27 protein-coding genes are annotated in these 26956 nt (G+C 51.0%); 3 read left to right on the forward strand and 24 right to left on the reverse strand.

The window, feature by feature from the left end; all coding sequences use genetic code 11:
* Positions 1-106 precede the first annotated feature (106 nt).
* The 18 genes from C7E00_RS09595 to C7E00_RS09675 all read right to left on the reverse strand — a co-directional run bounded on the left by C7E00_RS09595 (position 107) and on the right by C7E00_RS09675 (position 15586).
* Positions 107-499, reverse strand: a complete 393-nt coding sequence (locus C7E00_RS09595; RefSeq protein WP_105304087.1) for a hypothetical protein — start codon at positions 497-499, stop codon at positions 107-109.
* On the reverse strand, positions 490-1263 hold the full coding sequence (locus tag C7E00_RS09600) for an HAD-IIB family hydrolase (RefSeq protein ID WP_105304088.1): 774 nt from the start codon (positions 1261-1263) through the stop codon (positions 490-492). Before C7E00_RS09600 ends, C7E00_RS09595 begins: the two co-directional genes overlap by 10 nt.
* Entirely contained in the window at positions 1264-1956 is a 693-nt protein-coding gene (locus C7E00_RS09605) for a 2-phosphosulfolactate phosphatase (RefSeq protein ID WP_105304089.1), read from the reverse strand.
* The gene (locus C7E00_RS09610; RefSeq protein ID WP_105304090.1) at positions 1953-2165 is read right to left on the reverse strand and encodes a hypothetical protein; all 213 of its coding nucleotides are present in this window, start codon (positions 2163-2165) and stop codon (positions 1953-1955) included. Before C7E00_RS09610 ends, C7E00_RS09605 begins: the two co-directional genes overlap by 4 nt.
* Positions 2159-3790 carry a GGDEF domain-containing protein gene (locus C7E00_RS09615; RefSeq protein WP_105304091.1) on the reverse strand — a complete coding sequence of 544 codons (1632 nt, stop codon included), beginning with the start codon at positions 3788-3790 and terminating at the stop codon, positions 2159-2161. The genes C7E00_RS09610 and C7E00_RS09615 overlap by 7 nt, the downstream gene beginning before the upstream one ends.
* A 107-nt stretch (positions 3791-3897) precedes the next feature.
* Complete coding sequence (locus tag C7E00_RS16210) at positions 3898-4065, reverse strand: hypothetical protein (RefSeq protein WP_167836550.1); 168 nt, start codon at positions 4063-4065, stop codon at positions 3898-3900.
* 143 nt (positions 4066-4208) lie between these two features.
* Complete coding sequence (locus tag C7E00_RS09620) at positions 4209-5531, reverse strand: thymidine phosphorylase (protein ID WP_105304092.1); 1323 nt, start codon at positions 5529-5531, stop codon at positions 4209-4211.
* A 135-nt stretch (positions 5532-5666) separates the two neighbouring features.
* Positions 5667-5933: a hypothetical protein gene (locus C7E00_RS09625; RefSeq protein ID WP_105304093.1), complete on the reverse strand. Its 267-nt coding sequence runs from the start codon at positions 5931-5933 to the stop codon at positions 5667-5669.
* Positions 5911-6114 (reverse strand): hypothetical protein, encoded by a 204-nt coding sequence (locus C7E00_RS09630; RefSeq protein WP_105304094.1) that lies wholly within the window; start codon positions 6112-6114, stop codon positions 5911-5913. Before C7E00_RS09630 ends, C7E00_RS09625 begins: the two co-directional genes overlap by 23 nt.
* A 78-nt stretch (positions 6115-6192) precedes the next feature.
* Positions 6193-6351, reverse strand: coding sequence for a hypothetical protein (locus C7E00_RS16215; RefSeq protein ID WP_154505313.1), 159 nt, complete (start codon positions 6349-6351; stop codon positions 6193-6195).
* The gene (locus tag C7E00_RS09635; protein WP_105304095.1) at positions 6348-8204 is read right to left on the reverse strand and encodes a sensor histidine kinase; all 1857 of its coding nucleotides are present in this window, start codon (positions 8202-8204) and stop codon (positions 6348-6350) included. The genes C7E00_RS16215 and C7E00_RS09635 overlap by 4 nt, the downstream gene beginning before the upstream one ends.
* Positions 8201-8896 (reverse strand): response regulator transcription factor, encoded by a 696-nt coding sequence (locus C7E00_RS09640; RefSeq protein WP_105304096.1) that lies wholly within the window; start codon positions 8894-8896, stop codon positions 8201-8203. Before C7E00_RS09640 ends, C7E00_RS09635 begins: the two co-directional genes overlap by 4 nt.
* Before the next feature lie 548 nt (positions 8897-9444).
* Positions 9445-10572 carry an IS110 family RNA-guided transposase gene (locus C7E00_RS09645; RefSeq protein ID WP_105304097.1) on the reverse strand — a complete coding sequence of 376 codons (1128 nt, stop codon included), beginning with the start codon at positions 10570-10572 and terminating at the stop codon, positions 9445-9447.
* A gap of 216 nt (positions 10573-10788) precedes the next feature.
* Positions 10789-12063, reverse strand: a complete 1275-nt coding sequence (locus C7E00_RS09650; RefSeq protein ID WP_105304098.1) for a putative bifunctional diguanylate cyclase/phosphodiesterase — start codon at positions 12061-12063, stop codon at positions 10789-10791.
* 29 nt (positions 12064-12092) lie between these two features.
* Entirely contained in the window at positions 12093-12740 is a 648-nt protein-coding gene (locus C7E00_RS09655) for a hypothetical protein (protein WP_105304099.1), read from the reverse strand.
* A 532-nt stretch (positions 12741-13272) separates the two neighbouring features.
* Entirely contained in the window at positions 13273-13995 is a 723-nt protein-coding gene (locus C7E00_RS09665; RefSeq protein WP_167836551.1) for an acyl-[acyl-carrier-protein] thioesterase, read from the reverse strand.
* Complete coding sequence (locus C7E00_RS09670; RefSeq protein WP_167836552.1) at positions 13992-14252, reverse strand: acyl carrier protein; 261 nt, start codon at positions 14250-14252, stop codon at positions 13992-13994. The genes C7E00_RS09665 and C7E00_RS09670 overlap by 4 nt, the downstream gene beginning before the upstream one ends.
* Positions 14249-15586, reverse strand: coding sequence for a class I adenylate-forming enzyme family protein (locus C7E00_RS09675; protein ID WP_105304102.1), 1338 nt, complete (start codon positions 15584-15586; stop codon positions 14249-14251). The genes C7E00_RS09670 and C7E00_RS09675 overlap by 4 nt, the downstream gene beginning before the upstream one ends.
* Positions 15587-15638: 52 nt before the next feature.
* On the opposite strand from C7E00_RS09675, the gene C7E00_RS09680 reads away from it, so the two are divergent.
* Together C7E00_RS09680 and C7E00_RS09685 are read left to right on the forward strand one after the other, a co-directional pair.
* The gene (locus tag C7E00_RS09680; RefSeq protein ID WP_105304103.1) at positions 15639-16997 is read left to right on the forward strand and encodes an FAD-dependent oxidoreductase; all 1359 of its coding nucleotides are present in this window, start codon (positions 15639-15641) and stop codon (positions 16995-16997) included.
* Between the two features lie 86 nt (positions 16998-17083).
* On the forward strand, positions 17084-18451 hold the full coding sequence (locus C7E00_RS09685) for an FAD-dependent oxidoreductase (protein ID WP_105304104.1): 1368 nt from the start codon (positions 17084-17086) through the stop codon (positions 18449-18451).
* A 329-nt stretch (positions 18452-18780) separates the two neighbouring features.
* On the opposite strand, the gene C7E00_RS09690 is transcribed toward C7E00_RS09685, so the two are convergent.
* The 5 genes from C7E00_RS09690 to lon form a co-directional block, all read right to left on the reverse strand.
* Positions 18781-19611, reverse strand: coding sequence for a transporter substrate-binding domain-containing protein (locus C7E00_RS09690; protein ID WP_105304105.1), 831 nt, complete (start codon positions 19609-19611; stop codon positions 18781-18783).
* On the reverse strand, positions 19595-20374 hold the full coding sequence (locus C7E00_RS09695; RefSeq protein ID WP_105304106.1) for an amino acid ABC transporter ATP-binding protein: 780 nt from the start codon (positions 20372-20374) through the stop codon (positions 19595-19597). The genes C7E00_RS09690 and C7E00_RS09695 overlap by 17 nt, the downstream gene beginning before the upstream one ends.
* Positions 20371-21045, reverse strand: coding sequence for an amino acid ABC transporter permease (locus C7E00_RS09700; RefSeq protein ID WP_105304107.1), 675 nt, complete (start codon positions 21043-21045; stop codon positions 20371-20373). The genes C7E00_RS09695 and C7E00_RS09700 overlap by 4 nt, the downstream gene beginning before the upstream one ends.
* 114 nt (positions 21046-21159) lie before the next feature.
* The gene (locus C7E00_RS09705) at positions 21160-22035 is read right to left on the reverse strand and encodes a phosphoribosylaminoimidazolesuccinocarboxamide synthase (protein ID WP_105304108.1); all 876 of its coding nucleotides are present in this window, start codon (positions 22033-22035) and stop codon (positions 21160-21162) included.
* Positions 22036-22116: 81 nt separating this feature from the next.
* A complete protein-coding gene (gene lon / locus C7E00_RS09710) occupies positions 22117-24441 on the reverse strand; it encodes an endopeptidase La (protein ID WP_105304109.1) in 2325 nt (774 codons plus the stop codon).
* 182 nt (positions 24442-24623) lie between these two features.
* Between lon and C7E00_RS09720 the strand changes: the two genes are divergently transcribed.
* A complete protein-coding gene (locus tag C7E00_RS09720; RefSeq protein WP_105304110.1) occupies positions 24624-25163 on the forward strand; it encodes a TetR/AcrR family transcriptional regulator in 540 nt (179 codons plus the stop codon).
* A gap of 11 nt (positions 25164-25174) precedes the next feature.
* Here the strand turns inward: C7E00_RS09720 and C7E00_RS09725 are convergent, their stop codons facing one another.
* Positions 25175-26893 (reverse strand): phosphoenolpyruvate carboxykinase (ATP), encoded by a 1719-nt coding sequence (locus C7E00_RS09725; RefSeq protein WP_105304111.1) that lies wholly within the window; start codon positions 26891-26893, stop codon positions 25175-25177.
* Positions 26894-26956 lie beyond the last annotated feature (63 nt).

A 26956-nucleotide genomic window follows, 5' to 3' on the forward strand; every position in this document is an offset into this window, starting at 1 on the left:
ATAGTATCACCAGAAAGCAAGGTCATCAAGCGCTTTTTCAGAACACGCCCGCATGATGCAGCAGGATGGCAATCACGAAAACGAGAAGATCCAGCCACATAGAAAACTACTCTTTCCAGGAAGTACCGGAAGACTCCAGGTACTTCAGGATCTGCAGATTCACGATCCAGTACAGAAATCCGAACAGGATGCCGCCCAGAAACATCACCAGCATGAGTGCACCGGCCGCTGAGAAACTGCCTGAGGCAATCGCCATCAACAGACCAGCAAGCGCACCGGCAATCCCGCTGGCCAGAACCAGCTTCCAGCTGGTTCCCTTTTCATGAAGCTTCGGCAGAAAACGCATGCCGGCAAAGTAGACCAGCACGGAAATACCCGCCGCAATCAGTGCGAAAATATAGAACGCCCCGGAAGAAACCGTTGTTTCCGACCAGGAAGAAACGAGCATCATCACGAAGAAGATCGCCGCTTCCCATCTCGCTGTCTTTTTCAGATCCATCCGAACCTCCTGCATGCTTTCTCAATGCCATCATCGATATTGGCTGCCGTCACATAGTCTGCCTTGTCTTTCAGTTCCTGCATGCCATTGCCCATGGCAATGCTCGTCCAGCGGGGATCGAACATCACCAGATCATTCACCGCATCTCCGAAGACAACGACGTCTGATTCGTTTCCGTCTACTGCTTTCAGCATTCTCAGGATGCCGTCTTTCTTAGCATCGTGCTGGAAGTTCAGATAGCCCGGACCCATGCGCAGATGTCCCTGCTTCTGAATCCATGGATTATCTGGTTCCTGTTCCTTTGTCATCGCGATATAGACTTTGAAGATCTGGGGAATCTCCTCAGGAACAAGGTCCGGATCCAGCACATACGTGGTCAGTTCCGTCCTTCTTCCGGCCTGTTCCAGAAAGCGGGTATCCTTCATGAGCACCCGGTCGCTGTCATCCGTCATGAGCAGATAGCCAAGGCCTGCTTTCTCGGCATGATGCACCAGAAACATTGCAGTCTCATGATCCAGCGGCCGGTTCTCGATGACCTTTCCATCCAGCACCAGGCATTCGCCGCCATTGCATACCATATTCCTGATTCCGATCGAATCCGCAAATCCCTGGGCTTTATAATGTGCTCTTCCGGTCGCAATGGAGACAAAATGGCCATTGGTCTCCAGGGCATGGAGCGTGCGCTCAGCACTCGGCACGATCTTATGCGTCGCATCGTCGGTCAGCGTGCCGTCGATATCAAAGAAGAAGTATTTTCTGGGCATTCATACCTCCAGCTTCCGGTTATGATAGCAGCTTCCTTCTTTCACTGCCTGAATGACAAACGGGAAAAGGTCATGCTTAATGCACATCCAGAAATCCGTCTCCGGGAATACGTCCTGCTGGCCAGGATCGAAGAACTTCTTCCCTTCCTGCCCTTTCAGGGCAAGAGCACGTTCTTCCAGCTGCGGGAAAGGCTTTCCTTCGATCAGTGCTTTCAGATAGTCTGCACACAGCTGATCTTCTTCCGTCTGCCTGCCCTTCCAGCCCATGCATACCAGGCTCACGAGCTGCGGATTCTGGCTGCGGATATAGTCTGCTGTTGCTTTCGCATTGACAAGCGAACCGGTCAGCACCTCAGAAGCCTTCTCGCAGGAGGCAATGCCCTGGACGCCATTGGTCGTCGTATGGATGATCGTCTTTCCGGAAAAGTCCTTTCCGGCAATGGATCCCGGCGAATTGCCGAAGTCAAAGCCGGGACAGATCTTCCCGTCACGTTCTCCGCATAGGAGCACGGAAGGATCGTTCTGTTTCCATGCAAGTGCTTCTTCGACGGAAGCGACCGCATAGATGTTCTCTGCATGGAATGCATACAGATACGCTTCCAGCGTGAAGGCCCGGAACACATCGATGATCACTGCGGTTCCCTGTGCCTGCTTCGCTCCTTCAATTCCGAAAAGAATACTGACTTCTGTCATAATCTGTGTTCTGCTTTCTGTTCTGCCGCCCGGATCCGGTGGTTCTGCACTGCCTGGAAAATCAGCAGGAGAACGACTCCGGAAAGTCCTGGTGCATACCACTTCAGAAGGTCGATTCCTTCTGCAAATACTCTGCCGCCATGCGCAAGACTGATGCCGTCCATCAGAAACTGCACGAGGATCAGAATCACGCCGATGATATTCAGCATGTCTCTTCCCAGCCCTTCGCACCGACGGGCTCCACGCCCTTGCGAATGGAGTGTCTCGTGATGAACCAGCTGCCCTTATGATGATTTTTCACATAATACAGGGCATAATCCGCACCGGACGTGTAGTCCCATAAACGGTTGACCGGCAGCGGCACATGCCAGTATACGCCTTGCGATACTGAGACATATGAAGAAACCTGGGACTTTGCATGCGGAATCTTCAATGCACCGATCCGTTCCGAAATAAGCTTCACTTTATCCTGCATCTCTGCTTCGGTCATATTCTCATAGATGACAACTATCTCATCGCCGCCGTATCTTGCCGGATACATGCGCGGATCTTCTTCCGCCAGCTGCTTCAGCACTTCGGCAGCCGCCTGCAGGCAGCTGTCGCCCTTCTGGTGGCCATAGGAGTCATTGAACTCCTTGAAGTAATCGACATCGAGAATCTCAACACCGAGATTCTGCTGATTGCGATAGCAGCGTTCATACGCTTCTTCCCCATGGCGGTTCAGGGCATACCGGTTGGCAAGACCCGTCAGAGCATCGGCCTCTGCCTCTTTCAATAACCGTACATTCTCTTCGGCAAGTCTTGCCCCTGAGAGAGACCCTTCTACAGCTATCACTGCTGCCCGGTCTTCTTCCTGAAGTTTGCGGGAGCTTTCTTCATAGTATTTCATGGCAATCCGGTTTTCTTCTGCCTGATCGCCAAGTGCTTTGGCAAACTGCATCCGCAGATCATCAAACTTCATCAGGACACCCGGAATCTCTGTAGCCATATTCTGATCCAGATACGCAAACAGCTCGCTGCACGCATCCATCTCCTTCAGACGGATCAGAAGAGAAATCAGCGAGAGCAGATTATCAACCGAATCGGCAGTGACCGGAAACTTCTTCTGTCTCGGCAGGAATTCCCGGAACAGCTTTCTTACTTCTCCCGTATCATTCTTAGCTCCGGCAATCTGGATCTTTGTGATCAGCACATCAAGGTCGCTGATCTCATCCCAGCCTGGCTTTCCGCGAAACGATTCTGCCTGCTCGCATTCCGCTTCCGCCTTGCAGATATCCGCGCCATTCTCAATGGCCAGTGCAGCCGCCATGACATGACAGGATGAAAGATCCTGGGAACGCTGCGGATCATCCGGCATCTGTTCCAGCTTCTCAATGGAAATCTGGTTGTAGAACGCTGCTTTCTCGTATTCATGAACCTCATAGAAGATATGGCAGATATTGGCAGCCACCACGGCATAATAGCGCTGACTCTGCTTGGCCTCGGAACAATAGCTTCTTGCCTTGATGAAATACGCTGCAGCCAGCGGATAGTTGCAATGCAGATCCGAAACGATGCCAAGCAGGATATACGACGAACAAAGCGTATCAAAATCATGCGCAGCTTCTGCATGAACTGCAGCTTCAGTCAGCTCTGCGAGCGTCTCATCCATTTCCAGCGATTTCTGGAAATGAATTCTTGCCTTGAAGTAAAGAGCGATGCCAAGCAGATGCTCTTCCTGCATACTGCGGCCGATCTGCAATAGACGCTCTGCAGATTTCTCGGAGGGAGACCCGGAGGTTCTCAGTTCATGAATCAGATTCATCACTTCCTGATCGTACATGTCACTGCGCATGGGTTCGTTCCTCCTGTGTGTGTTTCATCATACCATCATTGAAGAAAGAAAGGTTCTGCATATGAAAGAAAAACACCTGTCCTCAATCAGAAGACAGATGCAGCATCTTATTCGCGGCGTTTTCTCAGCTGACTCCATGTCGAAAGGAAGAGAGCGAGGGATCCGATCATCAGAACGAATTCCTTCAGAAGATCAAACGGATCTCTCGTTTCCGGAGTCTTAGGGAGGGAGCCTGAACCTGATTCCGGACAGATATGAATGTACAGTTCTATCATGCTTATGAAATCTCAAGAATTTACAGGACACTTATGAATCATGGTCGCTTCGGATCAGATGTTCCGGAAACAGCTGAGCCGGAATAAATGCCAGGAAGTCTGCAGAAAAAAGTGTCCATCCTTTCTGGACAGACACCTTTGTTTCAGTCAGCAGTCACAAGCCCGTAGACCATCGGTTCTACTTCGCCAAGTTCCGGGGTGATGTGAATCGCCTGCTTGAGGAGCGCGATTGCATCATCGAGGTTCTTTTCCTCATTGACATACAGCGTGCAGAGCGGATCGCCTTTCTGAACCTTTCTGCCGCAGCGCACCTTCATGACCAGACCCACCGCCGGGTCGACCTTGTCTTCTTTCTTTGCACGGCCGGCACCAAGCAGCTGAGCTGCAGTACCGATCTGTTCTGCTGCCATGGACGAAATATAGCCATCACGATCTGCGCAGACATCAATGTTTTTCTTTACAGCAACCAGCTTCTTCATGCCTTCGACGCTGACATAAGAAGCATCGCCGCCTAAGAGACGGAACATATTCTGCAGCTTTGCAAGGCCGCTGCCATCCTCGATATGAGTCTTCAGCATTGCCTTGGCCTCTGCATCATCTGCAGCCAGCTTCCCCATCTGCAGCATCTGGCTTCCCAGCAGCATGCATACTTCATAAAGCGGATCTGTTTCCGGGATCATGCCGCTGAGCAGTTCCACTGCTTCCTGGACTTCGAGGGCATTGCCCACTGCCATGCCGAGCGGCTGGTTCATATCCGTAACGACTGCTCTGACTTCTCTTCCGGCCAGCTTGCCGATGTTCGTCATCAGCTTGGCAAGCTCAAACGCTTCTTCCTTCGTCCGCATGAAGGCACCGCTTCCGGTCTTCACATCGAGGACAATCGCATCTGCACCAGCTGCCAGCTTCTTCGACATGATCGAGGACGCAATCAGCGGAATTGAGCGAACTGTCGCCGTGACATCTCTTAATGCATACATCTTCTTATCAGCCGGAACGAGATTGCCTGACTGACCGATGACGCATACGCCATTCTGGCGGACGATTTCCTTGAACCGATCCATCGGCTGCTCAATGCATGTGCCAGGCACTGATTCCAGCTTATCGAGGGTTCCGCCCGTATGGCCGAGTCCTCTGCCGCTCATCTTCGCCACGGTTCCGCCGCATGCTGCAACAAGCGGTGCAACCACAAGTGTCGTCGTATCGCCGACGCCGCCGGTGCTGTGCTTATCAAGCTTCACGCCAGGCAGATCGCTGAGATCCACGACATCTCCGGAATGCATCATCGCCATCGTGAGCTCTGTCGCTTCTTCCGCATCCATCCCTTTCAGGAGAATCGCCATCATCATGGCAGACATCTGATAATCCGGAATCGAGCCATCGACATATCCGGTCACCATGGACTGGATTTCTTCTTTCGTGAGCTTTCCGCCGTCTTCTTTCTTTTCAATGGAATCTACAAAACGCATGTTCTTTCTTCACTCCTGTCATTCTTCTGAGGCGATCCGAAAAACCATGCTGCAGCAGATCTATGATTCTCCGGAAACGCCTCTGTCTTGTTCTATTATCAGCTTTCCGGAACCCCATTGCAAGCGCTTACCAGATCAGGATACCCTGCATTCCTGAATCGCCTGCCGCATTTCCATCATGGCAAAGCGATAATACCACATCTGCACGGTCTCCCGTTTCATGCCAAGCTTTCTAGCCGCAGAATCCATATCTGTCTTCTGCACCCAGCAATCTTTCAGCACCTGGGCTTTGTCTTTGCTCAGGTCAGCATGTTCCTTCAGTTCCTGGTCCGCTGCGGCAATCGCTCTGGCAGCTCCTTCCGGATCTTCTTCCAGCAGTCTACGCCCGGTACGCGTCAGCATGTTCTGTCCTCCCTTCCAGGATCTGATTGATCTCCTGCAGACATCTCATCGCATGACTCCTTGAAACTCCGAGCATTGCGGCAGTCTCTGAAGCACTCTGATGATTCTCCCATTCCTTCAGCAATACAAAGCATTGTTCCGGGCTCAGCTCTTCGAGTCCCTGACTTCTGATCAGATTCATATTCAGCACCTCCATGGCCTTATTATCGAGGCGTCATAAAAAAGCACTGTACCCGGCTATGCACAGTGCTTCATGAAATCACTTTTTCCCTGGTTCTTTATGAGGCTTCACGAGCAGGGACTTCTGATAGAGGGGAGATTCCTTCAGAATCTTCTTCCGTTCTTCCTCGCTCAGCTGCTCGGCCGGCTTCTTCACTGGTTTCCGTTTTCCGAAATAATACCTGCGCTTGCGGTTCATGCCGCCTTCCTTTCTGCCATTGGCAGCGTGATCTCTGCGATGAAGAGATCTCCCTGGATCGAAAGGCGGAAGGTTCCGCCCATCGTCTCAGTCAGGGAACGGGCAATGCTGAGACCGAGGCCGGATCCTTCGGAATGCCGGGAGTTATCTCCTCTGACAAAGCGTTCCATGAGTTCTTCCGGTTCGATATTCAGCTGCTCTCTGCTCGTATTCTTCAGCGAAATCGTGATCATTCCTGGTATTTCTTCCCGGCTGGAAAAATACGATCTTGTGCCTGGCTGAGCATACTTTACCACATTGCTCAGAAGATTCGAAAGCACCCGCCATAAAAGCCTTCCATCTGCTTTGACCACCGGATTCTCCGGTTTCAGATCCATGATCAGCTCCACTTCAGCCTGTTCAAGCTTTTCCTGATACTCCGCAGCCGCCTGCTCAGAAAGCTCCTTCAAGGAGACATCCGTGATCTCTGCCCGGATCATGCCGGAAGAAGCCTTGCTTGCTTCGACGATGTCTTCGCTCAATCGCTTGAGTCTCTGAGACTGCCGGCTGAGAACTTCAAGATACTCCTTTTCCTGTTCTGTCGTATGTTCCTTCTGCAGCAGATCTGCATAGCTGATGATTGAAGTCAGCGGAGTCTTCAGGTCGTGGCTCACATTCGTGATCAGAGCTGCCTGCATGCGCTCAGCCTTCATCTGATCCCGGACAGCGATCTTCATGCCTTCCCCGATCGAATTCAGAGAATCGGCCAGCTGATGCATGGAACCGAAGAGTCTCTTCTTCGAGGATTCCTCAATCCGATATTCGAGATTTCCCGAAGCGAGCTGATCTGCCGCCTCAGAGAGCACCCGGGTGCCATACAGAGTCATCATCAGATGATAGGTCAGAACCGCATCAGCAGCGATCAGGAGAATGACTGCGGCGGCATCGATGAAATACGTCCTGGCCAGATAAAACGTCTGCACATACATCATCAATAGACAGATCACGATCAGAACATTCAGTCCGGTATTCCCGGTCTGCAGCAGATGGATCAGATGAGAAAGCATCATGCCGGAGTAAAGCGTTCCGGATTTGATGCGGGTGGCCGTCGAGATCACGAAGACCGATAAGAAGATGCCGGCAATTCCGGTGATGATCGGATTGCTGTAATTTCCATTCCAGAGGAACATCAGAATCACGAGGGCAAGCAGAGCGAACTCATACGGAATCCGATCCAGCCACGAGATCGTGATGCCTTCTTTTCCCTTCCGGTGTCCGGCCGCACAGCATTCCCATACCAGCAGGGCAATGACCAGGCCATAGACCGCAATCCTGACAAATGACAGCACCCGCCATGATGGCAGCTTAGAGATTCGCAGGAATTCTGAATAGCTTGCCATATACCGATCGTTTACGGTGATCGGATCCGTCACCCCGATCGTCACGAACCAGAGCGCATCTTCGGAATCGGATGCGATGAAAGCAGATTCCTCCGTGAAGGAGACCGGGAACTTCACGGTGATTCCGTATGTCTCACTCTCCCGGAAATTATTGCCGACCAGCTTTCCATCCGCGCTTTCAATCTGATAGCGGGAATTGGATTTCTGAGGAGAAAAGCGATCATTGAGACCCTGCAGCTTCTCAAAGCGGGTTCCTTCGCCCATATATGTTTCTGCCACCGATTCTGCTTCTTCCAGCATGTTCACGTAGCAGGCATTCGTCTCATAATAAGTACCTGCCGGATTCACCGTATCCAGAGAATAGCTGCTCTGTTCCTGCTGAACCTGGTAAAGCACCGTCTCCCCCGCCAGCAATACGCCGATCAGGATCACGCCCAGTATTTTCAGAACCGGATTTTCGATGATCTTCTTCATCTTCTGCAGTCCTCCATCTTATATCCCTGGCCCCAGACTACTTTGAGATATCTGGGCTTGCCCGGATCAATTTCAAGCTTTTCCCGCAGATGGCGGATATGCACCGCAATCACGCCTTCTGCACCTAATGGTTCTTCATTCCAGACACTCCGGTAGATTTCTTCCGAGGTGAATACTTTCCCCGGATTCTTCATGAGCAGTTTCAGGATGCCGAATTCCATCGGGGTCAGCGATACTTCCTCGCCATCGGCAGTCACTTCCTTTCTGGCATCATCGAGGCGGATCGGTCCGATCTCGAGCACATCTTTCTGCTGCACGGTCCCGCCAAGCCGCTGATACCTGCGCAGCGCACTCTTCACCCTCGCAATCACTTCAGCCGGACTGAAGGGCTTTGTGATGTAGTCATCTGCCCCGATGTCCAGACCGAGCACCTTATCGGAATCCTCGCTCTTTGCCGTCAGCAGGATGATCGGGACATTCGAGGTTTCCCGGATCTTCGCCACGGCCGTGATGCCATCCATCTCCGGCATCATGATATCCATCAGGACAAGATCTACCGGCTGGTCTTTCATGACATCCAGTGCTTCTTTTCCTGTATAAGCTTCCAGCAGGTCATACTGCTGGCCGGACAGATAGATTTTCAATGCTGAAACAATATCCTTTTCATCATCTACGATCAGGACTGTACTCATATGATCTTTTCCCCTTGCTCTGTTTTCATTGTAAAAAGAACTGCATTAAGAAAAAAGCAGGCAGATCTTTAAGAAATGTTTAACGTGAACTCTGTCTTCGTAAGAACCTCACTTGTACTCCAGGAATCAGATGATTACGGACGTGAGCTGCCCGGGGCTGTTATGTAAAAGCCAATGTCAAGTGCTAGTTTCTGATTTGTATCATTTTCCCTTTGCTGTTGAAGGCATGAGGAAAGAGTCTCGGATTTTTAACAGTTCGCGGTATTTAGCCATTCTGTTATACGTGTATCAGGGACAAATGCTCTCCCACCCCACAGGCCAATGGTTTCGCCGCCAGCTCTGCTTTCTATAATCGTGGATCACCAAGGAACAGTGCCATCATAAACGGGTCGCAGATAGCTGAACCGTCCAGTTCAAATCCGAGCTGCTCCTTCCTGATGCCTTCAAGCTAATTCTGATCTTCCTCTTTGTTTTTAGGTCATTCAATGATTTCTTGATCTGCAGTGCTCAACGCAGATCTTGCCTGCCTGACAATCGATAGAATCATTTTAAGCAAGAACAGTATGAATATTGCCTGTCATCATTCCCCATATAAAGCATGCCAGCTCGCGTGCTACGGCTACTGTTGCTTTGTTGTGGTTCTTTCGATTGTGCAGTACAAGGCGCATGTATCTCTTCCAGAGTCGTTCATTTGCTTTATCCGCATATGCAATGACTTCAGGCGTATTCCCTTCCTGCCGCTTTTTCAGTGCTTCACTTTTGCCAGATGATGCCCTTGAGAAAGATTGTGCGCATTCTACAAGGAGTTTTCTCAAAAAGGTGTTTCCCTGCTTGGTTATTCCCGTTTGGTTCTGATCCCCGCTGCTGCTGAGTTCTCCTGCAACCAGACCCAGAAACGCTGCAAAGTTCTTTGCTTTAACGAATCTGGTGAAATCTCCGATTTCTACAATCACAGCCAGTGCAGTCAGCACTTTCACTGACTTAAAGCAGATAAGCTTATGAACTGCTTCCCGGTATTTATCCGATTCAGCGATTTCTTCAATGCGCTTGTTCATCTGCTCAATGCGATCAGAAACTGTTTCATATGACAGCAGGTAAGAATCCAGCGTTTCCTTGTTAACTCCCTCCAGAGAAAGCTCCTTGAGCCATTTCATGTGCTTCTTTGTCCAGTAATTCTTACCATCCGTAAATTTATATCCGTGTCTGGTAGTAAAGGCACAGATTTGCTGTTTGATCACTTTGAGCTGCTTCTTGTGATCCTGCTGCATACGGATGAAATCACGTACTGATTCATCTTCTTCATCAGGGGTATAGACTTCACTGTATTCATGATTCTTCAGTGACCTGGCAATCGCTTCGGCATCCCGCTTGTCAGTCTTCTTCCTGCGCCGTCTGTTGATTTCTGTTCCGGTAATCGAAGCAGGGGCAAGGATCTTTACGGTAAGACCCTTCTCCTCAAGATCACGCTTCAGTTTAAACCCGAGGCAGCCCGCTTCATATCCGACAATGATCTCTGTATCATTTCCAATCTTTTTCCTGATCCCCTTGCAGTAGTTTACGATGTTGGAAACAGAAGGAGAATAGGCGTTGGTGTTCACAGGTGCTGCTGATCCTTCAAGATAAGTTGAGAGAGTGTAGTTTGTAGTGTGTGCATCAATTCCAACGTATGCTATCATGTAAAGGCCTTCCTTTCTTGGATGAGGCAACTTCCCCCATCTTTTTAATTAAGCCAATAACAAGTATGCGGGATGATCCTCGAACACACAAGTTAATGGAGGGCTTTTACATATTGTCTAAAGCACCTGGGGTTTACGCCGCTTTTCTCTAAGAGAAACAAGAGAAGCTCTCTGAAGGCGTGAAAAAGCCTGCTTCAGAAAGCTTCGTTTTCATACTCAGAGATATCTTGCTTCAAACTCCGGGACTTTCATCGGCTTATCGAAATAGAATCCCTGGAACATCTGACAGCCCATTTCTTTCAGCATCTTCAGCTGTTCCACCGTTTCCACTCCTTCCGTGATCGATCCCATGCCCAAGGCATCCGAGAGACTGATCACGCATTTCAGAATTCTTCTTGCCCGCTCCGGGGACTTCGTTCCGTCCAGGAACACCATATCGATCTTCAGGATATCAACCGGCATATCTTTCAATAGACTGAGCGAGGAATAGCCGCTGCCGAAGTCATCCATCTCCAGCAAGAATCCCGCCTGCTGCAGTTTCTCAAGCACCTTCATTCTGGGACCTGGTTCCTGCATGAATACCGTCTCCGTAATCTCCAGTCTGAGATTCTGCGGTGATATTCCATACGTCTCTGCAAGACTTCCGAATACCTCCGGAAGATCCAGAAAGCAGAAATCCTTCGGAGAAAGGTTCACGGAGAGATACAGATCCTCTCTTCCATGTTCCTTCCATCTCTTCAGGATCCGGAAGGCTTCTTCCCACATCCGGCGATCCACCTTGGCAATTGCTCCGCTGCGCTCAAGGATGGGAATAAACTGACCAGGACTGAGAAAGCCTGCTTCCGGGCTGATCCAGCGGGCTAACGCTTCTGCACCGATGACCTTTCCTTCTGCATCGACCTGCGGCTGCAGATACGGGCGGATCTCATTGCGCTCCAGAGCTTCCGGTAAAGCTCTCAGCAGATTCTGCTCAAACAGGATGCCGGAGCGGATCTTCTCGTCATACCAGGCAATCCTTATTTCATATTCGTTGCGGATACCCGCAATGGCCAGCCTTGCCCGATCAATCATGACCAGAACCGGAGTCGATGGATCGATGATCTCATAAAGCCCGACATGCAGGAATAAAGGCGGACTGTTCTCCCGATTCCCGATCCGGAACGAACGGACTAATTCATCCATCCGGTTCACATCTAATCTCTCCATCGGGAATAACCCTGCGAAATGATCTGCTTCGAGTCTTGCATAGCATACCCCGGAAGGTGCTTCTTTCCGGATGATCTCCGCGATCTTCACAAGCACCTGATCGCCTGTATCTCTTCCGCACGTATCATTGACCAGCTTGAAGCTGCGGATATCCGATACGGCCAGCACATACGGACCTTCTTCATTCAGGATCAGCCGTCGGCGCACTTCTTCGATGAACCGCTCCCGCCGGTATAATCCCGTCAGCTCATCATAGGACCCATTCTCCCGGTATTCTTTCGGCATAGGTTATCCCCTTTCTATTGCGGATGATTTCAGCCCTCCGGAAAACAGAAGCAGAATGAGGGCTCCGGCTGAACGAGTTCATGATGGACGGTCATTGAAAGATACGGCATAGCCAGCCTCAGATCTGTTTCCAGATGATGCAGCGCCTCTTCCTGCTCTGCAAACGACAGATATGCATTCCCGAAGCAGATCAGAAACACTTCTGATACCCCTGCCTCCACCTCATCCTCTTTCCGGATCAGTCTTCCGTTCTCTGCGAGGACGCCCGAATAATCCTTCAGGATCATCTTCCCATCTCTTCTCGTCAGAACAAGCGGAGGCTCAATCTTCTGTTCATTCAGAGCCAGAAACGATACCCCTGTTTCTAACAGGTTCAAGGCAAGAATTCCGGCAAACGTATTCTCTGGTCTTTGCCCATTCCTCAGTGCTTCCTTCAGCTGTTCCAGTGCCGTAAACGGTTCTTCTCCGCAGCGTTCGAGGATTTCCCGTTCGCCATACAGGCTCTTGTCAGTTTCCTGGCATGTCGGGATTCCTTCTGCCGCATGGCGGAACCTCACTTCTTCCAGAACCTGCAGTTCCATCGGAAGCTCTGCAGTGACAAAGACATGTTCCATTTCTGCTGTCAGCACTTCCGTGATTCCAAGTGTTCTCAGCCTTGATTCTGCAACCAGTCTCATTCCGTTTCCGACTATAGCGGAAAGCAGAAGAAAGAAACGGAACGAGTCCGTTTCAGAGATTGTATGTTTCTGCAGAAATGGATTTTTCAGGCAATTCTGCGATATAGATCTTTTAATGAAATCAGTTCCTGTGAAGAATCACGAGCCGAACGATCCTTGAGCCACCCGGTAAAACCAGAAAGAGAAAACAGAAGTATTTTTTCTGCATGATACGGTCCCACCAGTCTTGCACGATCAGCAAGTGTTTCATATTCTTCTCGTCCGACCTGTTCGTTTGCAAATTGGATTCTTATCCTTGCAGAACTTGTTCAGAAGAGTCGTTTTCCCGATTCTCCTCCGGCCATAGAACCAGCATCTGAAACTTCTCCGACTCATACATATGATTCAGCTTTCGAAGTTCCGCTTCACGGCCTATAAACATCCGCATCCATGGCGTCAGACTTGCCCTGCTTCAGTTTTCCGCATTGAAAAAAGATCCTGAAAGACCGGAAGTCTAACAGGATCAATAGAGATGCAGTTTACAGGAAATACTTCAGATTGGTTTCCACTCGAGAACCGCTTCAAATGCCGGCTGATCCGAAACAGATCCGTCGATCCTTACGAGATGTTCAGACACGATCTTCTTCAGAGATACTTCATCGTTCAGCAGGATCTCATGGAGATAGCCGATCTTCAGGGATGAACAGTACTCTTCCCTGTGGTCATCTTCTGAAAAAAGATCGTCGATCCAGCGATAATAGGAAAGATTGCTGACATGGCCGTTGAGATCCAGTTCGGAATACGAGGCATTATGAAGAAAAGTTTCAGAGGTTCCTGTCACTTCCGGAATTTTCATCAGCCACGGAAGATCGTCTTCCTGATCTTCACCTGCAATCGCAATACCATGTTCCGAAGGAACGATCGTCTTTCTCGTCTTCTGATCCATCAATACCCAGAGGGCACAGCTTCGGAAGATGACATTGCCCTGTTCATCCCGGATCTCACAATGCCTCGGAAACAGGACATGCCGGCTTTTCCCGGCATGAGTCTCAATGGTTACGGTCTCATCATAGCAAATCGGCCGTTCCATGCGTGCAGACATTCTGGCCACGATCCAGAGCAGCCCCTGATCCAGAGTTTCTTTCCTCGTGATGCCGGCGGCTTCTACGTCCCGGACCGAGATTTCCTGAACATGCAGGAAGAGATCATGCAAGGACAGACGCCGGAACCGGTCGCAGGAAGCAGCAGATACCCGGAAGGTCTCAGTGCTTGTCATGCACTGGCTTTCTCCGGCAGAAGTTCCCGGATCTTCGCGATGACATCGCGGCAGCTGGAAAGATGATCCCATTCGCCATCCGGAATCTCAACCCCGAAAGCAGCCTCGACTTTGCAGATGAGCAGAATAAAGCTCATCGAATCGATGCCGAGGTCTCTTGTGATTTTCGTGTCCAGCGTGATTTCGCGATTGCGCAGCTCCGGCAGATTCTCTGAGATGATCTGCTTCAGCCTCTTCAGAATTTCCTCATCAGTCATATGTTTACCCCCTCTTCGTTCAGTTTCCATCTCTGCAGCTTGCCGGTGGCAGTGCGCGGAAGATGGTTCTTATGACGGACCAGCCCGCCCAGCTTTCTTCCGGCTGGCTGCTGATCATTGAACGCATCCGCATTCGATTTGACTTCATCATCGCTCAATGCGGTATATACATGCAGGACCAGCTTTCCATTCTCGGAAGTGATGGCTGCCTCGCCCTGCATCCGCTTCGACAGTTCTGTTTCCCATTCCGGACAGAATACCTTTGTGCCATTGGGAAGCACGAGCACTTCATTCTTTCTTCCGTTCAGATGGAGACAGTTCTGTTCATCCAGAGATCCGAGATCGCCGGTATCCAGTTCTCCATCATTCAGTACTGCTGCAGTTTCTTCCGGTTTCTCATAGTAGCCGTCCATCATGCATGCAGTACGCACATAGACGGTATGGTCTTCGCCGATTCTGACTCTTGTATCCGGACAGAGATCCATCGCAAAGGGATTCTCCTTGCCAGTGGAAATTGCTAGTCCGGAGGCAGTCTCCGTGAGGCCGTAACCGAAGCTGACCTGGATGCCGGACTGGCTGAGCGATCTCAGCGTATCCGGATCAGCAGGACCTGCTCCGACGAGAATCGTCTTCAGTTCCGGATTCAGGGCTCCATGTGCATGCAGGAAATACAGCAGAGTCGGAACAGCCGGCAGGATTGTCAGATGGTAATAAAACGCATCATCAAGAAGATGCCGGTATCCCCTGCCCAGTGCAGCGCAAGCTCCATAGGCAAGCGGCCAGAGAAGCGTGCAGACAAAGCCGAAGACATGAGATAGCGGCAGGAAAGACCCGACGATATCTCCAGGCCCGCATGAGAGCATGCTCTGGCCGTTCCAGGCACTGGAGCAGAATGCCTTCTGGCTGAGTACCACCGCTTTTTCTGAAGCACTTGTTCCGCTCGAGAAGAACAGCAGCTTTCCTGCTTCTCCTGGTACCGGCGTTTCTTCTGTTCTCTTGTTGCCTGGAAGAATCAGCTCGGCATGGACAATCTTCAGGGCGCGTTCTTTTCCTTCCTGAGAAAGATGGGAATCAAGCAGAGCTGTCCGTTTTCCTGCAAGGACTGAGGCAAAGAGCGAAATGATTCCGGATACGGTTTCCGGCTGATCGATGGCGATGCATAATGCCGGTTCATTTTTCAGGTGTTCTGCCTCGGCATAAATCGCAGAAATCAGTTCTTCATAAGAATACGTTTCAGTTCCGGATTTCAGGGCAGGAAGCGGTCCATAAGCTTTACGGCTATGGTCCAGCAGTTCCTGGAAGTCTTCTGCCCTGAAGCAGTCATTGCTTCTCATACTTGTGAATTTTATAATTATTCATGGAAACTGTAAAGAGCAGGAGGTAATTATGGCATACAATCCCGGACAGCGCATCTGCATTCTCGGCGGCGGACCGAGCGGTCTTTCGATGGCGATGTATCTGGAACAGGCTGGCTATGAACACGTCACGATCCTTGAGAAGGGCGATCGGATCGGGGGCAAGTGCTGTTCTCCCCTGCAGCTTGGAAAGCATTATGAGATGGGTGCCATCATGGGTGTTCCCTCTTATCATGCCGTGAAGGAATGCATGGCATTTGCCGGCATTGCCGCAGACGGTCCGAAGATGGAGCGCGATTTCCGGCGAATCGACGGAACGGTCTATGAACCATTTCATCCGGAAGATGAATCCGAACTGAAGGAACTGCAGAGACAGCTGAGAAAACTCGGACTCCTTCTGATGAGAACGTATCAGGGCTACAATACGTGCAATCACCGGGGAATTCTGAATGGTTCCTATGAAGGCTTTCTGCCCCGGATGCCGGATCAGTGGGTATCTGGCACGAATGAAGCATTGTCAGATCTCTCCCTGTCTTTCTCGGACTGGTGTGCCAAACATGAAGTGCCGCTGATTGAGAAGGTATGGGCAGAGCCGTTCACCGGGTTCGGATATGGATACTTTGATGAGATTCCGGCTGCGTATGTGCTGAAGTATCTGGACTTTGATACGATGATGAGCTTCATGCGGAATGATCTGCTCACGTGGAAAGATGGAACAGAGAGTATCTGGCAAAGCGTGAACCGGAAGCTGAAGCATCCTGCCGTATGCAATGCCCTGGTTTCAGAAATTATCAGGAAAGATGGACAGGTTCAGGTTGCCTGGAACGGGAATACCGAGTCATTTGATACCCTGATTGTGACAAGTCCGCTGGATCAGTTCTGCAAGTATGCAGATGTCAGTGACAAAGAACGGGAGCTGTTTGCAAAGATCCGGACCGAGGCCTACGACACGATGGCCGTTCTGACGGATCCGTCTGCTCCCCGTTCGAGCTGTTTCTTTGACAATCTGCTTCCGAAGCGGCTTGGTCATCTGATGGTTGCCTACAGCAGATGGTCCAAAGAACCGGAACAGCCGATCGTGACGTATGCCCTGCGCTGCCATACCGGAGAGAAAGAGATGACCTATGAGGATTCGAAAGCACTGGTACTGGAAGATCTGGAACACTGCGGAGTGAAGGTCAGACAGATCCTGAATGAAGCAAGCTGGTATTACTTCCCTCACCTCTCTCCGAAGGACTATGCAGAGGGCTGGTATGACCAGGTCGAAGCGATGCAGGGAGAGAACAATACCTACTATGCTGGCGAAGTGATGTGCTTCGGAAACATGGAAGAAACGGCAGAATATGCGAAGGAACTGACAGCCCGTTTCTTTGCCCGGAAACCATTGTGAAATTTTTCGTTTCCAATCTCCGGGACCTGTGATATGATGATCACAGTTGTGAAGGAAAATCACAAAACAATCTGAAAGGGGGCAATATGGACAGGAATACAAGAATCGCGATTCTAGGAGGCGGGCCTGCTGGACTTTCCGCTGCAATGTATCTCGAGAAGAAAGGCTACGAGAACTACACGGTATTTGAGAAGAACAACCGGGTAGGCGGCAAGTGCTATTCGCCGAAGTACAAGGATGGACGTGCGTATGAGATGGGCGCAATCATGGGCTGCCCTACGTACTTTGCCGTTCAGGAGGTCATGGATTTCACGGGATACGGAGTTGACGGACCGGCGCTGGTTCGTCAATACAAGAACAAGGATGGCAAGGTCATCGATCCGTTCTCCACGAAGAATGTGCTGAATCTGCCGCATCTGCTGAGAATGAAGAATCATGTCAAGAAGCTCTGCAAGCTGCTGCAGACTAAGTATGTCGGCTATGACATCAATGGACACCGCGGCATCAGCCAGGGCCGTTATGATGGTTATGCGGCAACGAAGGAACATCAGAAGGTCAGCGGCGAGAATCCGAACCTGAAAGATCTGATGCTGCCGTTTGATGAGTTCTGCCGCATCAATGGGGTCGAAGGAGTCAAGGATCTCTGGATCGGTCCTTATACTTCCTTCGGATATGGATACTTTGATGAGATTCCGGCTGCCTATGTGCTGAAATATCTGGACTTCGATACGATGATGGACTTCATGTATCTGAGACTCTGGACATGGAAAGACGGAACACAGTCCATCTGGGATCATCTCAACGACAAGCTGAAGCACCCTGCCCTTCTGAATCAGGAAGTCACGAAGGTCGAGCGTCATGATGGCAAGGTCTATATCACAGCCGGAAATGAAGCTCCGAAGGAATTCGATAAGCTGATCGTCACGACTCCGCTGCCTTACTTCGCAGAATATGCAGATGCGAGTGCTGCTGAGAAAGAGCTCTTCAGCAAGATCGATTATGAGCGCTATGATTCGATGGCAGTCGAGATGAAGCCTGAGAATATTCCGGATACTTCGTACTACATCTTCGAGAACATGCAGCCGGAGCGGCTCGGCCATCTGATGGTCTATTACAAGAGATGGAAGACCGACGACAAGAACCAGCCGATCACGACTTACACTCTGCGTAATCACAAGGGCCGGAAAGTACTGGACTATGAAGGTACGAAGAAGCAGGTGCTGGAAGATCTGAAGACCATGAACAACCCGGCAGAAAACGTGATTCTCGAATGCGAGAACTACTACTTCCCGCACATCTTCACGGAAGACTACCAGGCTGGCTGGTATGAGAAAGTCGAAGGCATGCAGGGAGAGAACAACACCTTCTATGCCGGCGAGATCATGAGCTTCGGTGACATGGAAGAAGTTGCTGAATACTCCAGAGATCTCGTAGAACGTTTCTTTGCAGACTGATGAGGCACAAAAGCACTGGTTTGCCAGTGCTTTTTTCATGGATTGCCGAACTGCTGAATAGCTGCTATTTCACTCAATGCGGAATCAGCGATCTGCACCCCATCTCCTTTGATCTGAACTTTCGGAAGGCAGCAGCTGCCTCATGTACTCTGCCCGCTTTCATGTCAGAGCGATGGACACCCTTGCCTTCGGCTAACGATTCCTGCTGCCAAGTTCGCAGTGGTCTTTCACCACCTGGTTATCGCCCATGCCGGGCACACAAAAATCGGCAATCACGAAGACAATTCTGTCTCAGTGATTGCCGATATGTTCTAGTCCTGCCGATTCCTTTACTCAGCAGAAGTCAGATCTGCACCGAAGTAGGTTTCGGAAGCCTTTGCCAGGTCGCCGTCTTCTCTCATGTGCGCGATCGCTTCGTTGATTGCGGCAAGCAGCGTTGCGTTGTCATCGCCCTTGACGAGCGGGATTGCATATTCCGTTGCGTCATCGCTTCTTGCAACGATCTTCAGGCTTGTATCGCCTGTGGTCTTCAGGTAGTCCTGAACAGAGGTCTCTGCGTTGATGGTCGCATCCACCTGGCCATTGGTGACCATTGCCATGCATTCCGCCAGAGACTCAACACCGCTGACCGTTGCACCATAGGATTCGCCGAGTTCCATATACGTGGAACCGATGGAGTTTGCAGTGGTCTTGCCCTTCAGATCATCGAAACTTGTGATGTCGTCGTTGTCAGCACGGACAACCAGGACGGTATGATCATAGGCATACGGATCGCTGAAGTCATAGGTCTGCTTGCGCTCTTCGGTGATATCGACACCATTTGCGACAATATCATACACACCGGAAGATAAGCCGGTGAACAGACCGGACCACTTCTCTTCGGTATAAGAAGGCTCTACGCCAAGATAATCTGCGATTCCTGCAGCTACATCGACATCGAAGCCGACCAGCTGATCGGAGTCATCATGGTAGCTGAACGGCTGCCAGTCTCCTTCAAGACCGATCACGAGTTTCCCGCTTTCCTTGATGCGGGCAAGATGATCCGCTGCGGCTGCAGTAGAAGCAGAAGAAGCGGAAGCAGTGGATGCGGCTGCTGCGGAAGATCCGCAGCCCGTCAGAAGCAGTGCTCCTGCTGCGATAATGCTAAGCTGTTTTTTCATGGTTCTTTCCTCCTAAACCATCCCGGTTCATTTCTGCACGGATGAATTCCTTCGTGCGGTCTTTCTGCGGATTCCCGAAGAATTCCGCAGCGGTATTCTGTTCAACGATATTGCCGCCGTCCATGAAGATGACGCGGTTTGCTACATGGCGGGCAAAGCCGATCTCGTGAGTGACGACAATCATCGTCATCCCCTCTTCGGCAAGTTCCCGCATGACATTCAGCACTTCTCCGATCAGCTCCGGATCGAGAGCACTCGTCGGTTCATCGAAGAAGATGATCTCCGGATCGGTCGCAAGCGCTCTTGCTATCGCAACCCGCTGCTGCTGGCCGCCGGAAAGCTGCGATGGATAATGGTCTGCCCGGTTGTCCATGCCGACCTTCTTCAAAAGATTCATGCCGATCTCATCAGCCTTTTCTTTCGGCATCTTCCTGGCTACGATCAGTCCCTCGGTCACGTTCTGCAAGGCCGTGCGGTTTGCGAACAGGTTGTAGTTCTGGAACACAAAGCCGGTATGCATGCGGATCTTCGCGATATCGTGATGAGACATATGGGCAAGATCATAGTTATGATCATGGAAGATCATCGTTCCGCTGTCTGGTGTTTCAAGAAAGTTCATGCACCGAAGCAGCGTCGTCTTTCCGGATCCGGAAGGACCGAGAATCGCCACGACATCGCCGCGCTCCACGGTCACCGAGATACCATGCAGGATCTCATTGCCGGAAAATGCTTTCCGGATGTCTTTTACTTCCATCACACTCATTTCCGGACTCCTCCATAGCTGGCCAGCTTCTTCTCACCCCATGCCTGGATGCGGCTGAGCACGGTCGAGAACATCAGATAGATGAAGGCAAGCTCCAGATAGATTGCCATGAACTGATACGTTCTTCCGGCAATGCGCTGAGCTGCGAAGAACATCTCTGCCACGGTGATGTTGCTGGCCAGAGACGTATCCTTGACCATGCCGATCAGGGAATTGAACAGCGGCGGGAAAGCAGTCCGGAAGGCCTGCGGCAGCACGATGTGCCACATGACCTGCACGAATGAGAGCCCGGAGCAGTAGCCTGCTTCTAACTGTCCTCTCGGAACAGCTTCAATTGCTGCCCGCATGGTCTCTGCACAATACGCACCTTCATTGATTGCAAACACGATGACCGCAGCTGGGAAGGCCTGAACCTTCACCCCGATTGACGGCAGACCGAAGAATACGACATACAGCTGAACCAGCAGCGGCGTACCGCGGATGATCCAGATATAAACTCTTGCCAGATCCTTCAGCACCGGCACTTTTGCATACTGAATCAGGGCAGTGATGACAGCGATCACAAGTGCTCCCCCGAACGCCAGCAGCGTAAGCGGGATTGTCATCGTCAGGCCCGGAATCAGGATCTTCATGAACGAGTCTGCGAGAATATTCCAGATGTTCTGTGTCATGTCTCCCCCTTTTCAAATGGCAATCTTACTGCAGTTTCCTCAAACTGTCCTGCAGAATGCCCAGGAAATAAGAAAGCGGTGAGAATAGTTCCCGCCGCTCACTCTGAATCCGTTTCAGGCGTTCAGCTCATTTCCTGTCAGCAGGAAATAAGCCTCACGATATTTGGCAATGGTCTTTTCAATCACTTCTTCCGGAAGCGATCCGTCATTGTCCGGATTTGCCTTGAGCCAGTCCCGGACAAACTGCTTATCAAAGGAAGGCTGGCTGTGTCCGGGCTCATAGCCTTCTTTCGGCCAGAAGCGGGAGCTGTCCGGCGTGAGCATCTCATCGCCGAGCACCACATTGCCCTCTTCATCAAGACCGAATTCAAACTTCGTATCCGCGATCAGAATACCGCGGCTTTCCGCATAACCTGCGCACTTCTGATAAAGCGCAATGGTCAGATCGCGGATCTTTTCTGCATACTCTCTGCCATGACCCGGGAACTTCTTCTCGAGGACAGGAATGGACTGCTCGAAACTGATGTTTTCATCATGTTCGCCGAGCTCTGCTTTCGTGCTCGGAGTATAGATCGGTTCCGGAAGCTTTTCGCATTCCTTCAGTCCTCGGGGAAGACGGATGCCGCAGACGGTTCCGTTCTTCTGATAGGAATTCCAGCCGCTGCCCGTGATATAGCCGCGGACAATGCACTCAATCGGAATCATCTCCAGCTTTCTGCACAGCATGGATCTGCCTATGAACGCATCATTCCGGAAGAATTCCGGCATATCTTCGACGTCGGTGCTGACCATGTGGTTCTTTGCAGTATCCTTCGTGAAGTCAAACCAGAACTTCGACATCTGGGTGAGCACCTTTCCCTTATCAGGAATCGGATTCTTCAGAATGACGTCAAATGCGGAGATACGATCGGTCGCTACCATGACAAGCTTATCGCCGGTGTCATAGATCTCGCGGACCTTGCCTTCCTTGATCGGTGAGAATTCCTTCATCTGCTTTCTGCCTCCGTCTTCTAATAGACAGGCAACATTGTAGCAGAAACTGCACGGACGAACAGATGAATTTCCTGTTTCCTACGCCGCTAATTCGCTTTTCACAGCTCTGGAAGAACGAAGCGAGGCAGCCGGGGCAAGCACCCCCGTCTTCTGCAGCACTTCCTTCACTTCCTTGACCGGGGTGATCTCGAGCTTATCCTTGACTTCCTGCGGAACATCCTTGAGATCCTCCACATTCTCCTGCGGGATGAAAACATGCTTCACACCAGCCCGCTGAGCCGCCATCAGCTTCTCAGGCAGACCGCCGATCGGCATCACATGACCCCGCAGAGAAACCTCACCAGTCATTGCAATCGCTGCCGGAACCGAACGGTTCATGACCAGCGAAGCAATTGCTGTCGTTAAGGTGATGCCAGCTGAAGGACCATCCTTCTTGACTGCACCTTCCGGCACATGGATATGCAGATCATTCTTTTCGAACAGCTCTGCCTTATCCGGGAACATCGACTTCACGAGGGAGATGGCAATCTGCACGGATTCCTTCATGACATCGCCAAGCTGACCCGTCACGATGACTTTTCCGTTCCCTTTCGTGAACAGCGTTTCGATATAGAGAATCTCGCCTCCCGCTGCCGTCCAGGCAAGACCCGTCACAATACCTGGCTTCTTCTCTTCCAGCACTGTCTCATGATGGATCGGCTTCTGATCGAGGAAGTCGTTCAGATTGCGCTTAGTAACCCGGAAAGATTCTTCTGGATTCTCTGCAACCTTGACCGCACTGACTCTTGCGATCGTATCCAGGCGCTTCTTCAGACCGCGGACACCAGCCTCCATCGTGTAGTCGCTGATGATCGTCTTCATCGCTTCATCGGTGATGGAAAGCTGATCCTTGGTAAGACCTGCCAGTTCCAGAGACTTCGGCAGCAGATGTCTTCTTGCAATCTCGAACTTTTCATTCGGGGTATAGCCGCTGAACGGGATGACCTCCATCCGGTTCAGCAGAGGCTCCGGAATCGTATCTGTCGTATTTGCCGTGCAGATGAACATCACATTGCTGAGATCATACGGCACATTCATGTAGTGATCCGTGAAGTTCTTATTCTGCTCCGGATCAAGAACTTCCAATAGAGCCGAAGCCGGATCGCCATTATACGAAGCCCCGAGCTTATCTACCTCATCCAGCACCATGACCGGATTGGAGGCTCCGGCCTTCGAGATGCCATCCATGATTCTGCCAGGCATTGCGCCGATATACGTTCTGCGATGGCCGCGGATATCTGCCTCATCCCTGACACCGCCCAGTGCGACTCTGACATACGGACGATCCAGGGCTTTGGCAATGGAGCTTGCAATGCTCGTCTTGCCGGTACCAGGAGCACCCACAAACAGCAGGATCGAACCAGACTGCGAATGTTTCAGATTCATGACCGCAATCTGCTGGATGATCCGCTGCTTGACCTTATCGAGGCCATAGTGCTGATCATTCAGGATCTTCTCAGCCTTCTTCAGGTTGATCGTCTCTGCCTCCGGTGCCTTCCAGGAAAGCGAAGTCACGAAGTCCAGATAGTCATAGAGCGTTCCGTATTCCGGGCTGTTCTTGCCCTCCTGCTTCATGCGATTCAGCATCTTCTCGGCTTCGCGGCGGGCTTCGTCGTTCATATCGCTCTCGCGGATCTTCTTCTCGAAGCGCTGCACATCGCTGACATTCTCCGGATGCATCTCATCGAGCTCATTCTGCAGGTAGTCGATCTGCTTGCGGATCGCAGCTTCCCGATACGACTTCTGATAGTCTTCTTCGGTTGCGGTATTTGCCTCGGCTGAGACATTTGCCATTTCGAGATACTCATACAGCATGGATTCCATCTTATCCATGCGCTCTCTCCTGCTGTCCATCTGCAGCAGCTGGAAGCGCTGTTCTCCAGTCAGCTTCATCCAGTAGCTCATGGTTGCCAGCACTTCGCTGACATGGTGCCATACGTCCACGAACGGTTCGGCAATCCTGCCCCACTGGAACTTCGACATATACTGGCGGACAAGATTCTTGATGCCCTCGAGGTGTTTCTGCTCCTCGGCTTCGTCGAGATCATCGACGTCTGCCATTCTCGCAGCATTCACGGTCAGAGAGTGATCAGCATGGATTGTCACGGCTTCAATAGATACCCGCGGTCCGCTCTGGATCGTCAGATATCCGCCCGGATTGACTTCCCGGATCTCGCCGGTTACGCCGATCGGATAGAAGCTGTCTTCTTTCCATGGCATCTGCTGACCATCCCGGACAAGCAGGAAGATCACCCGGTCATTGACCGCAGGGTCTGCTCCGGTCATCTGTTTATAGTAATCCGCCGGGAAGAACATGAGCGAATCCGGAAGTACTGCCGAATTGAGAATTGGTAATACTGTCATAGTAATATCCTCCTTTTTCAAGCACTCGAGCAATCAGAGTGCTAAATCGAAGGTAAAAAAATAAGCAGGAAACCCTTCGATCACTCGCTTGACACCTGTCAAGTTTGTATCCGTATTATGATTCCAACATTGACAGTTGTCAAGCATAATAGTATAAAAATTCTGGAATCGGGAGGAAAGACATGTACTGCGGATCCAATACGACTGCCCTGGCAAATCAGAAACTGATCGGAGATGCTTTTCTGAACCTCCTGAAAACAACCCCGTTTGAAGAAATCTCCGTATCGGAGATCTGTCTGGAAGCAGGCGTCAGCCGGCAGACCTTCTATTCGCTGTTTCAGAACAAGGAAAACGTCATCCGCTATGAGCTGGAACGCGTGTGCTGCTATGACTGCGACCAGCATTCCTGCTCGGACAATCCGCTCTACTCCCTGTCAGAACATTACAGCAGATACATTCTCGACAACCGGGAACTGCTTCAGCTGCTCTATCAGAACCATCTGCTCGGGGTCCTCGAGGAGATGCAGTATCAGGATTTCATGAACTGTCCGGACTTCATGGAACAGTTAAGACCAAGCGAGCGCAGCTATTTTGCCTGCTTTGTGGCAGGCGGTCTTTCTTCGATCACGTCCTGCTATCTGAGCAGCGGGGCCAGCGCGACACAGGAATTCCTCGCTGATATGATCCGTTCCCTGTTCAGCGGCAGCTATCTCAATCTGTAAAAAAGAAGAGATCAGCTCTCTTCTCTTCCATGAATCACAAAGTCAAGCAGCGCTTCCGCTGCTTTTTCAATGCCATGATCTCCTTTCCCCGGAAGACCAAGGCATGTATAGATCTCACCGATCGGAATATTCTGTTCTTTCATGGCCGTGAACATTTTATCGATGATCGGCTGGCATTCTTCCTGCCGCTGCATCGGTCCGAACGGATTGGCAAAGTAAGTGGTGGAGATGCCGTTCTCCTGGGTGGTGCCTAAGGCAAACCGCTTGCCCTCGACAAATGGCTTCTCGGTTTCCGCAACGCTGCCATCCAGCCATTCCAGGCCTCTTTTGTCGGTATAGTTATTGGCATACAGGAAGCAGTCTATCGGATGTTCTTCCGTGATTGCGGAATACGGAGCAGCCGGCAGCACGACTCTTGCATTGGCCTTCTCCGGATTGAAGAAGATCGAACGATCAAGATCCTTATAGGCAGTTCCCCGGTCCAGATCATCCAGGCGGACAAACGCACCGATTTCGGTTCCTTCGGCCCGCACTTCGCCATGTTCATCGAGGTGCAGCGTGCCCATATCATCAAACACCGTCTCCTGATGATCAATCAGATCCTTTCCGGCAATGCTGAGGGCTTCGATCGTCTCGGACTTTCCGGCCCCGGAATCGCCCATGAACAATAGTCCCTTCTTCGTTCCGTCCTTGAGATACAGATTGACCATAGCGCCATGAATCGGCAGCCAGCCCTTCTCCATCATCGCAAGATTATGCAGGGTCAGGATTGCTTTCTTCGTATAGCCGAAATAATCAATCTCCGGGGCATCGCTGACCTTTCCGACCCACATGCCGGCACCTTTGTCTTCATAGAAAACGGTGTCTTTTGTTCCATCCTTGTTTCCGAACAGCAGGATCGCATCTGGTTTCTTTCCGATGCAGTCTTTCGGTCTGGCCAGCGCGAAGAGATTGGAACAGCTCACCGCACTTGTGATGTAGCTGCGATGGAAGTAGCAGTAGATCAGCATCTCGCCGACACTGGCCGGATAGCAGATCCATTCGTTCTTCTGCCCGGAAAAGTCTTCAATCGGATTATGGTCTGCATCGATGAACTTGTTCGTGCGCTTGCTGGACTTCGGATGCAGGAGCAGCGGAGTTCTGAGCATGACCATCGAGATGAACGGAATGTCCTTTAACGCTTCATACCCTTCCGGAATCGGCCATGCATAGCTTTCCAGCAGCAGGCTGGCATTGGTGCCGGCCTGAAGCTGGCGGTAGACATTGGAATATCCGCCCTGCACCTTCTCCTGGATGGCCCGGTAGAACTGCAGTGCGATGGAATTGATCTCATTATCCGCATCGATGAAGGCATCAATCCGGTAGCTGCTGGAACGGCTCGCATGGAGCAGAGAATACCGCTGCAGGCTGCGCCAGTAGTGATATCCTTCCTCGACGATTTCCAGGAATACATGAGGCAGTTTCACATATGGCACATCGACCTGGTCGAAGTTCATGATCAGCAATAGATTGAGCACGGACTTCAGATCCTTCACGATGCTTTCCTGATCCGGGTGGTCCTTGATCAGAAAGCGGTACAGATCCCGGTGATGTTCAGAAAGATACACGACATAACGGTTCAGAAATTCCGTGAATGCCTCGGAATCCACCAGCTGATGGGCATTGGTGATATAGGCCGCGCTGTAGTCGATAATGCAGGTGTTCTCATGAAAATAGCATGCTTCAGTCATTGAATTCCTCCGTTTCTCTGAATGTGTTTGATTTCACTATAATCAGGACAGCGGAAATTCCGA

The sequence above is a fragment of the Anaerolactibacter massiliensis genome, from assembly GCF_900290205.1.
In the GTDB taxonomy this organism is placed as follows: domain Bacteria; phylum Bacillota_I; class Bacilli_A; order Erysipelotrichales; family Erysipelotrichaceae; genus Bulleidia; species Bulleidia intestinalis.

What these genes read in the sequence shown, in the direction of transcription:
- C7E00_RS09595 (WP_105304087.1), bottom strand. Translation starts at nt 499, where the DNA reads ATGGATCTGAAAAAGACAGCGAGATGGGAAGCGGCGATCTTCTTCGTG.
- C7E00_RS09600 (WP_105304088.1), bottom strand. Translation starts at nt 1,263, where the DNA reads ATGCCCAGAAAATACTTCTTCTTTGATATCGACGGCACGCTGACCGAC.
- C7E00_RS09605 (WP_105304089.1), bottom strand. Translation starts at nt 1,956, where the DNA reads ATGACAGAAGTCAGTATTCTTTTCGGAATTGAAGGAGCGAAGCAGGCA.
- C7E00_RS09610 (WP_105304090.1), bottom strand. Translation starts at nt 2,165, where the DNA reads ATGCTGAATATCATCGGCGTGATTCTGATCCTCGTGCAGTTTCTGATG.
- C7E00_RS09615 (WP_105304091.1), bottom strand. Translation starts at nt 3,790, where the DNA reads ATGCGCAGTGACATGTACGATCAGGAAGTGATGAATCTGATTCATGAA.
- C7E00_RS16210 (WP_167836550.1), bottom strand. Translation starts at nt 4,065, where the DNA reads ATGATAGAACTGTACATTCATATCTGTCCGGAATCAGGTTCAGGCTCC.
- C7E00_RS09620 (WP_105304092.1), bottom strand. Translation starts at nt 5,531, where the DNA reads ATGCGTTTTGTAGATTCCATTGAAAAGAAAGAAGACGGCGGAAAGCTC.
- C7E00_RS09625 (WP_105304093.1), bottom strand. Translation starts at nt 5,933, where the DNA reads ATGCTGACGCGTACCGGGCGTAGACTGCTGGAAGAAGATCCGGAAGGA.
- C7E00_RS09630 (WP_105304094.1), bottom strand. Translation starts at nt 6,114, where the DNA reads ATGAATCTGATCAGAAGTCAGGGACTCGAAGAGCTGAGCCCGGAACAA.
- C7E00_RS16215 (WP_154505313.1), bottom strand. Translation starts at nt 6,351, where the DNA reads ATGAACCGCAAGCGCAGGTATTATTTCGGAAAACGGAAACCAGTGAAG.
- C7E00_RS09635 (WP_105304095.1), bottom strand. Translation starts at nt 8,204, where the DNA reads ATGAAGAAGATCATCGAAAATCCGGTTCTGAAAATACTGGGCGTGATC.
- C7E00_RS09640 (WP_105304096.1), bottom strand. Translation starts at nt 8,896, where the DNA reads ATGAGTACAGTCCTGATCGTAGATGATGAAAAGGATATTGTTTCAGCA.
- C7E00_RS09645 (WP_105304097.1), bottom strand. Translation starts at nt 10,572, where the DNA reads ATGATAGCATACGTTGGAATTGATGCACACACTACAAACTACACTCTC.
- C7E00_RS09650 (WP_105304098.1), bottom strand. Translation starts at nt 12,063, where the DNA reads ATGCCGAAAGAATACCGGGAGAATGGGTCCTATGATGAGCTGACGGGA.
- C7E00_RS09655 (WP_105304099.1), bottom strand. Translation starts at nt 12,740, where the DNA reads ATGAGACTGGTTGCAGAATCAAGGCTGAGAACACTTGGAATCACGGAA.
- C7E00_RS09665 (WP_167836551.1), bottom strand. Translation starts at nt 13,995, where the DNA reads ATGACAAGCACTGAGACCTTCCGGGTATCTGCTGCTTCCTGCGACCGG.
- C7E00_RS09670 (WP_167836552.1), bottom strand. Translation starts at nt 14,252, where the DNA reads ATGACTGATGAGGAAATTCTGAAGAGGCTGAAGCAGATCATCTCAGAG.
- C7E00_RS09675 (WP_105304102.1), bottom strand. Translation starts at nt 15,586, where the DNA reads ATGAGAAGCAATGACTGCTTCAGGGCAGAAGACTTCCAGGAACTGCTG.
- C7E00_RS09680 (WP_105304103.1), top strand. Translation starts at nt 15,639, where the DNA reads ATGGCATACAATCCCGGACAGCGCATCTGCATTCTCGGCGGCGGACCG.
- C7E00_RS09685 (WP_105304104.1), top strand. Translation starts at nt 17,084, where the DNA reads ATGGACAGGAATACAAGAATCGCGATTCTAGGAGGCGGGCCTGCTGGA.
- C7E00_RS09690 (WP_105304105.1), bottom strand. Translation starts at nt 19,611, where the DNA reads ATGAAAAAACAGCTTAGCATTATCGCAGCAGGAGCACTGCTTCTGACG.
- C7E00_RS09695 (WP_105304106.1), bottom strand. Translation starts at nt 20,374, where the DNA reads ATGAGTGTGATGGAAGTAAAAGACATCCGGAAAGCATTTTCCGGCAAT.
- C7E00_RS09700 (WP_105304107.1), bottom strand. Translation starts at nt 21,045, where the DNA reads ATGACACAGAACATCTGGAATATTCTCGCAGACTCGTTCATGAAGATC.
- C7E00_RS09705 (WP_105304108.1), bottom strand. Translation starts at nt 22,035, where the DNA reads ATGAAGGAATTCTCACCGATCAAGGAAGGCAAGGTCCGCGAGATCTAT.
- lon (WP_105304109.1), bottom strand. Translation starts at nt 24,441, where the DNA reads ATGACAGTATTACCAATTCTCAATTCGGCAGTACTTCCGGATTCGCTC.
- C7E00_RS09720 (WP_105304110.1), top strand. Translation starts at nt 24,624, where the DNA reads ATGTACTGCGGATCCAATACGACTGCCCTGGCAAATCAGAAACTGATC.
- C7E00_RS09725 (WP_105304111.1), bottom strand. Translation starts at nt 26,893, where the DNA reads ATGACTGAAGCATGCTATTTTCATGAGAACACCTGCATTATCGACTAC.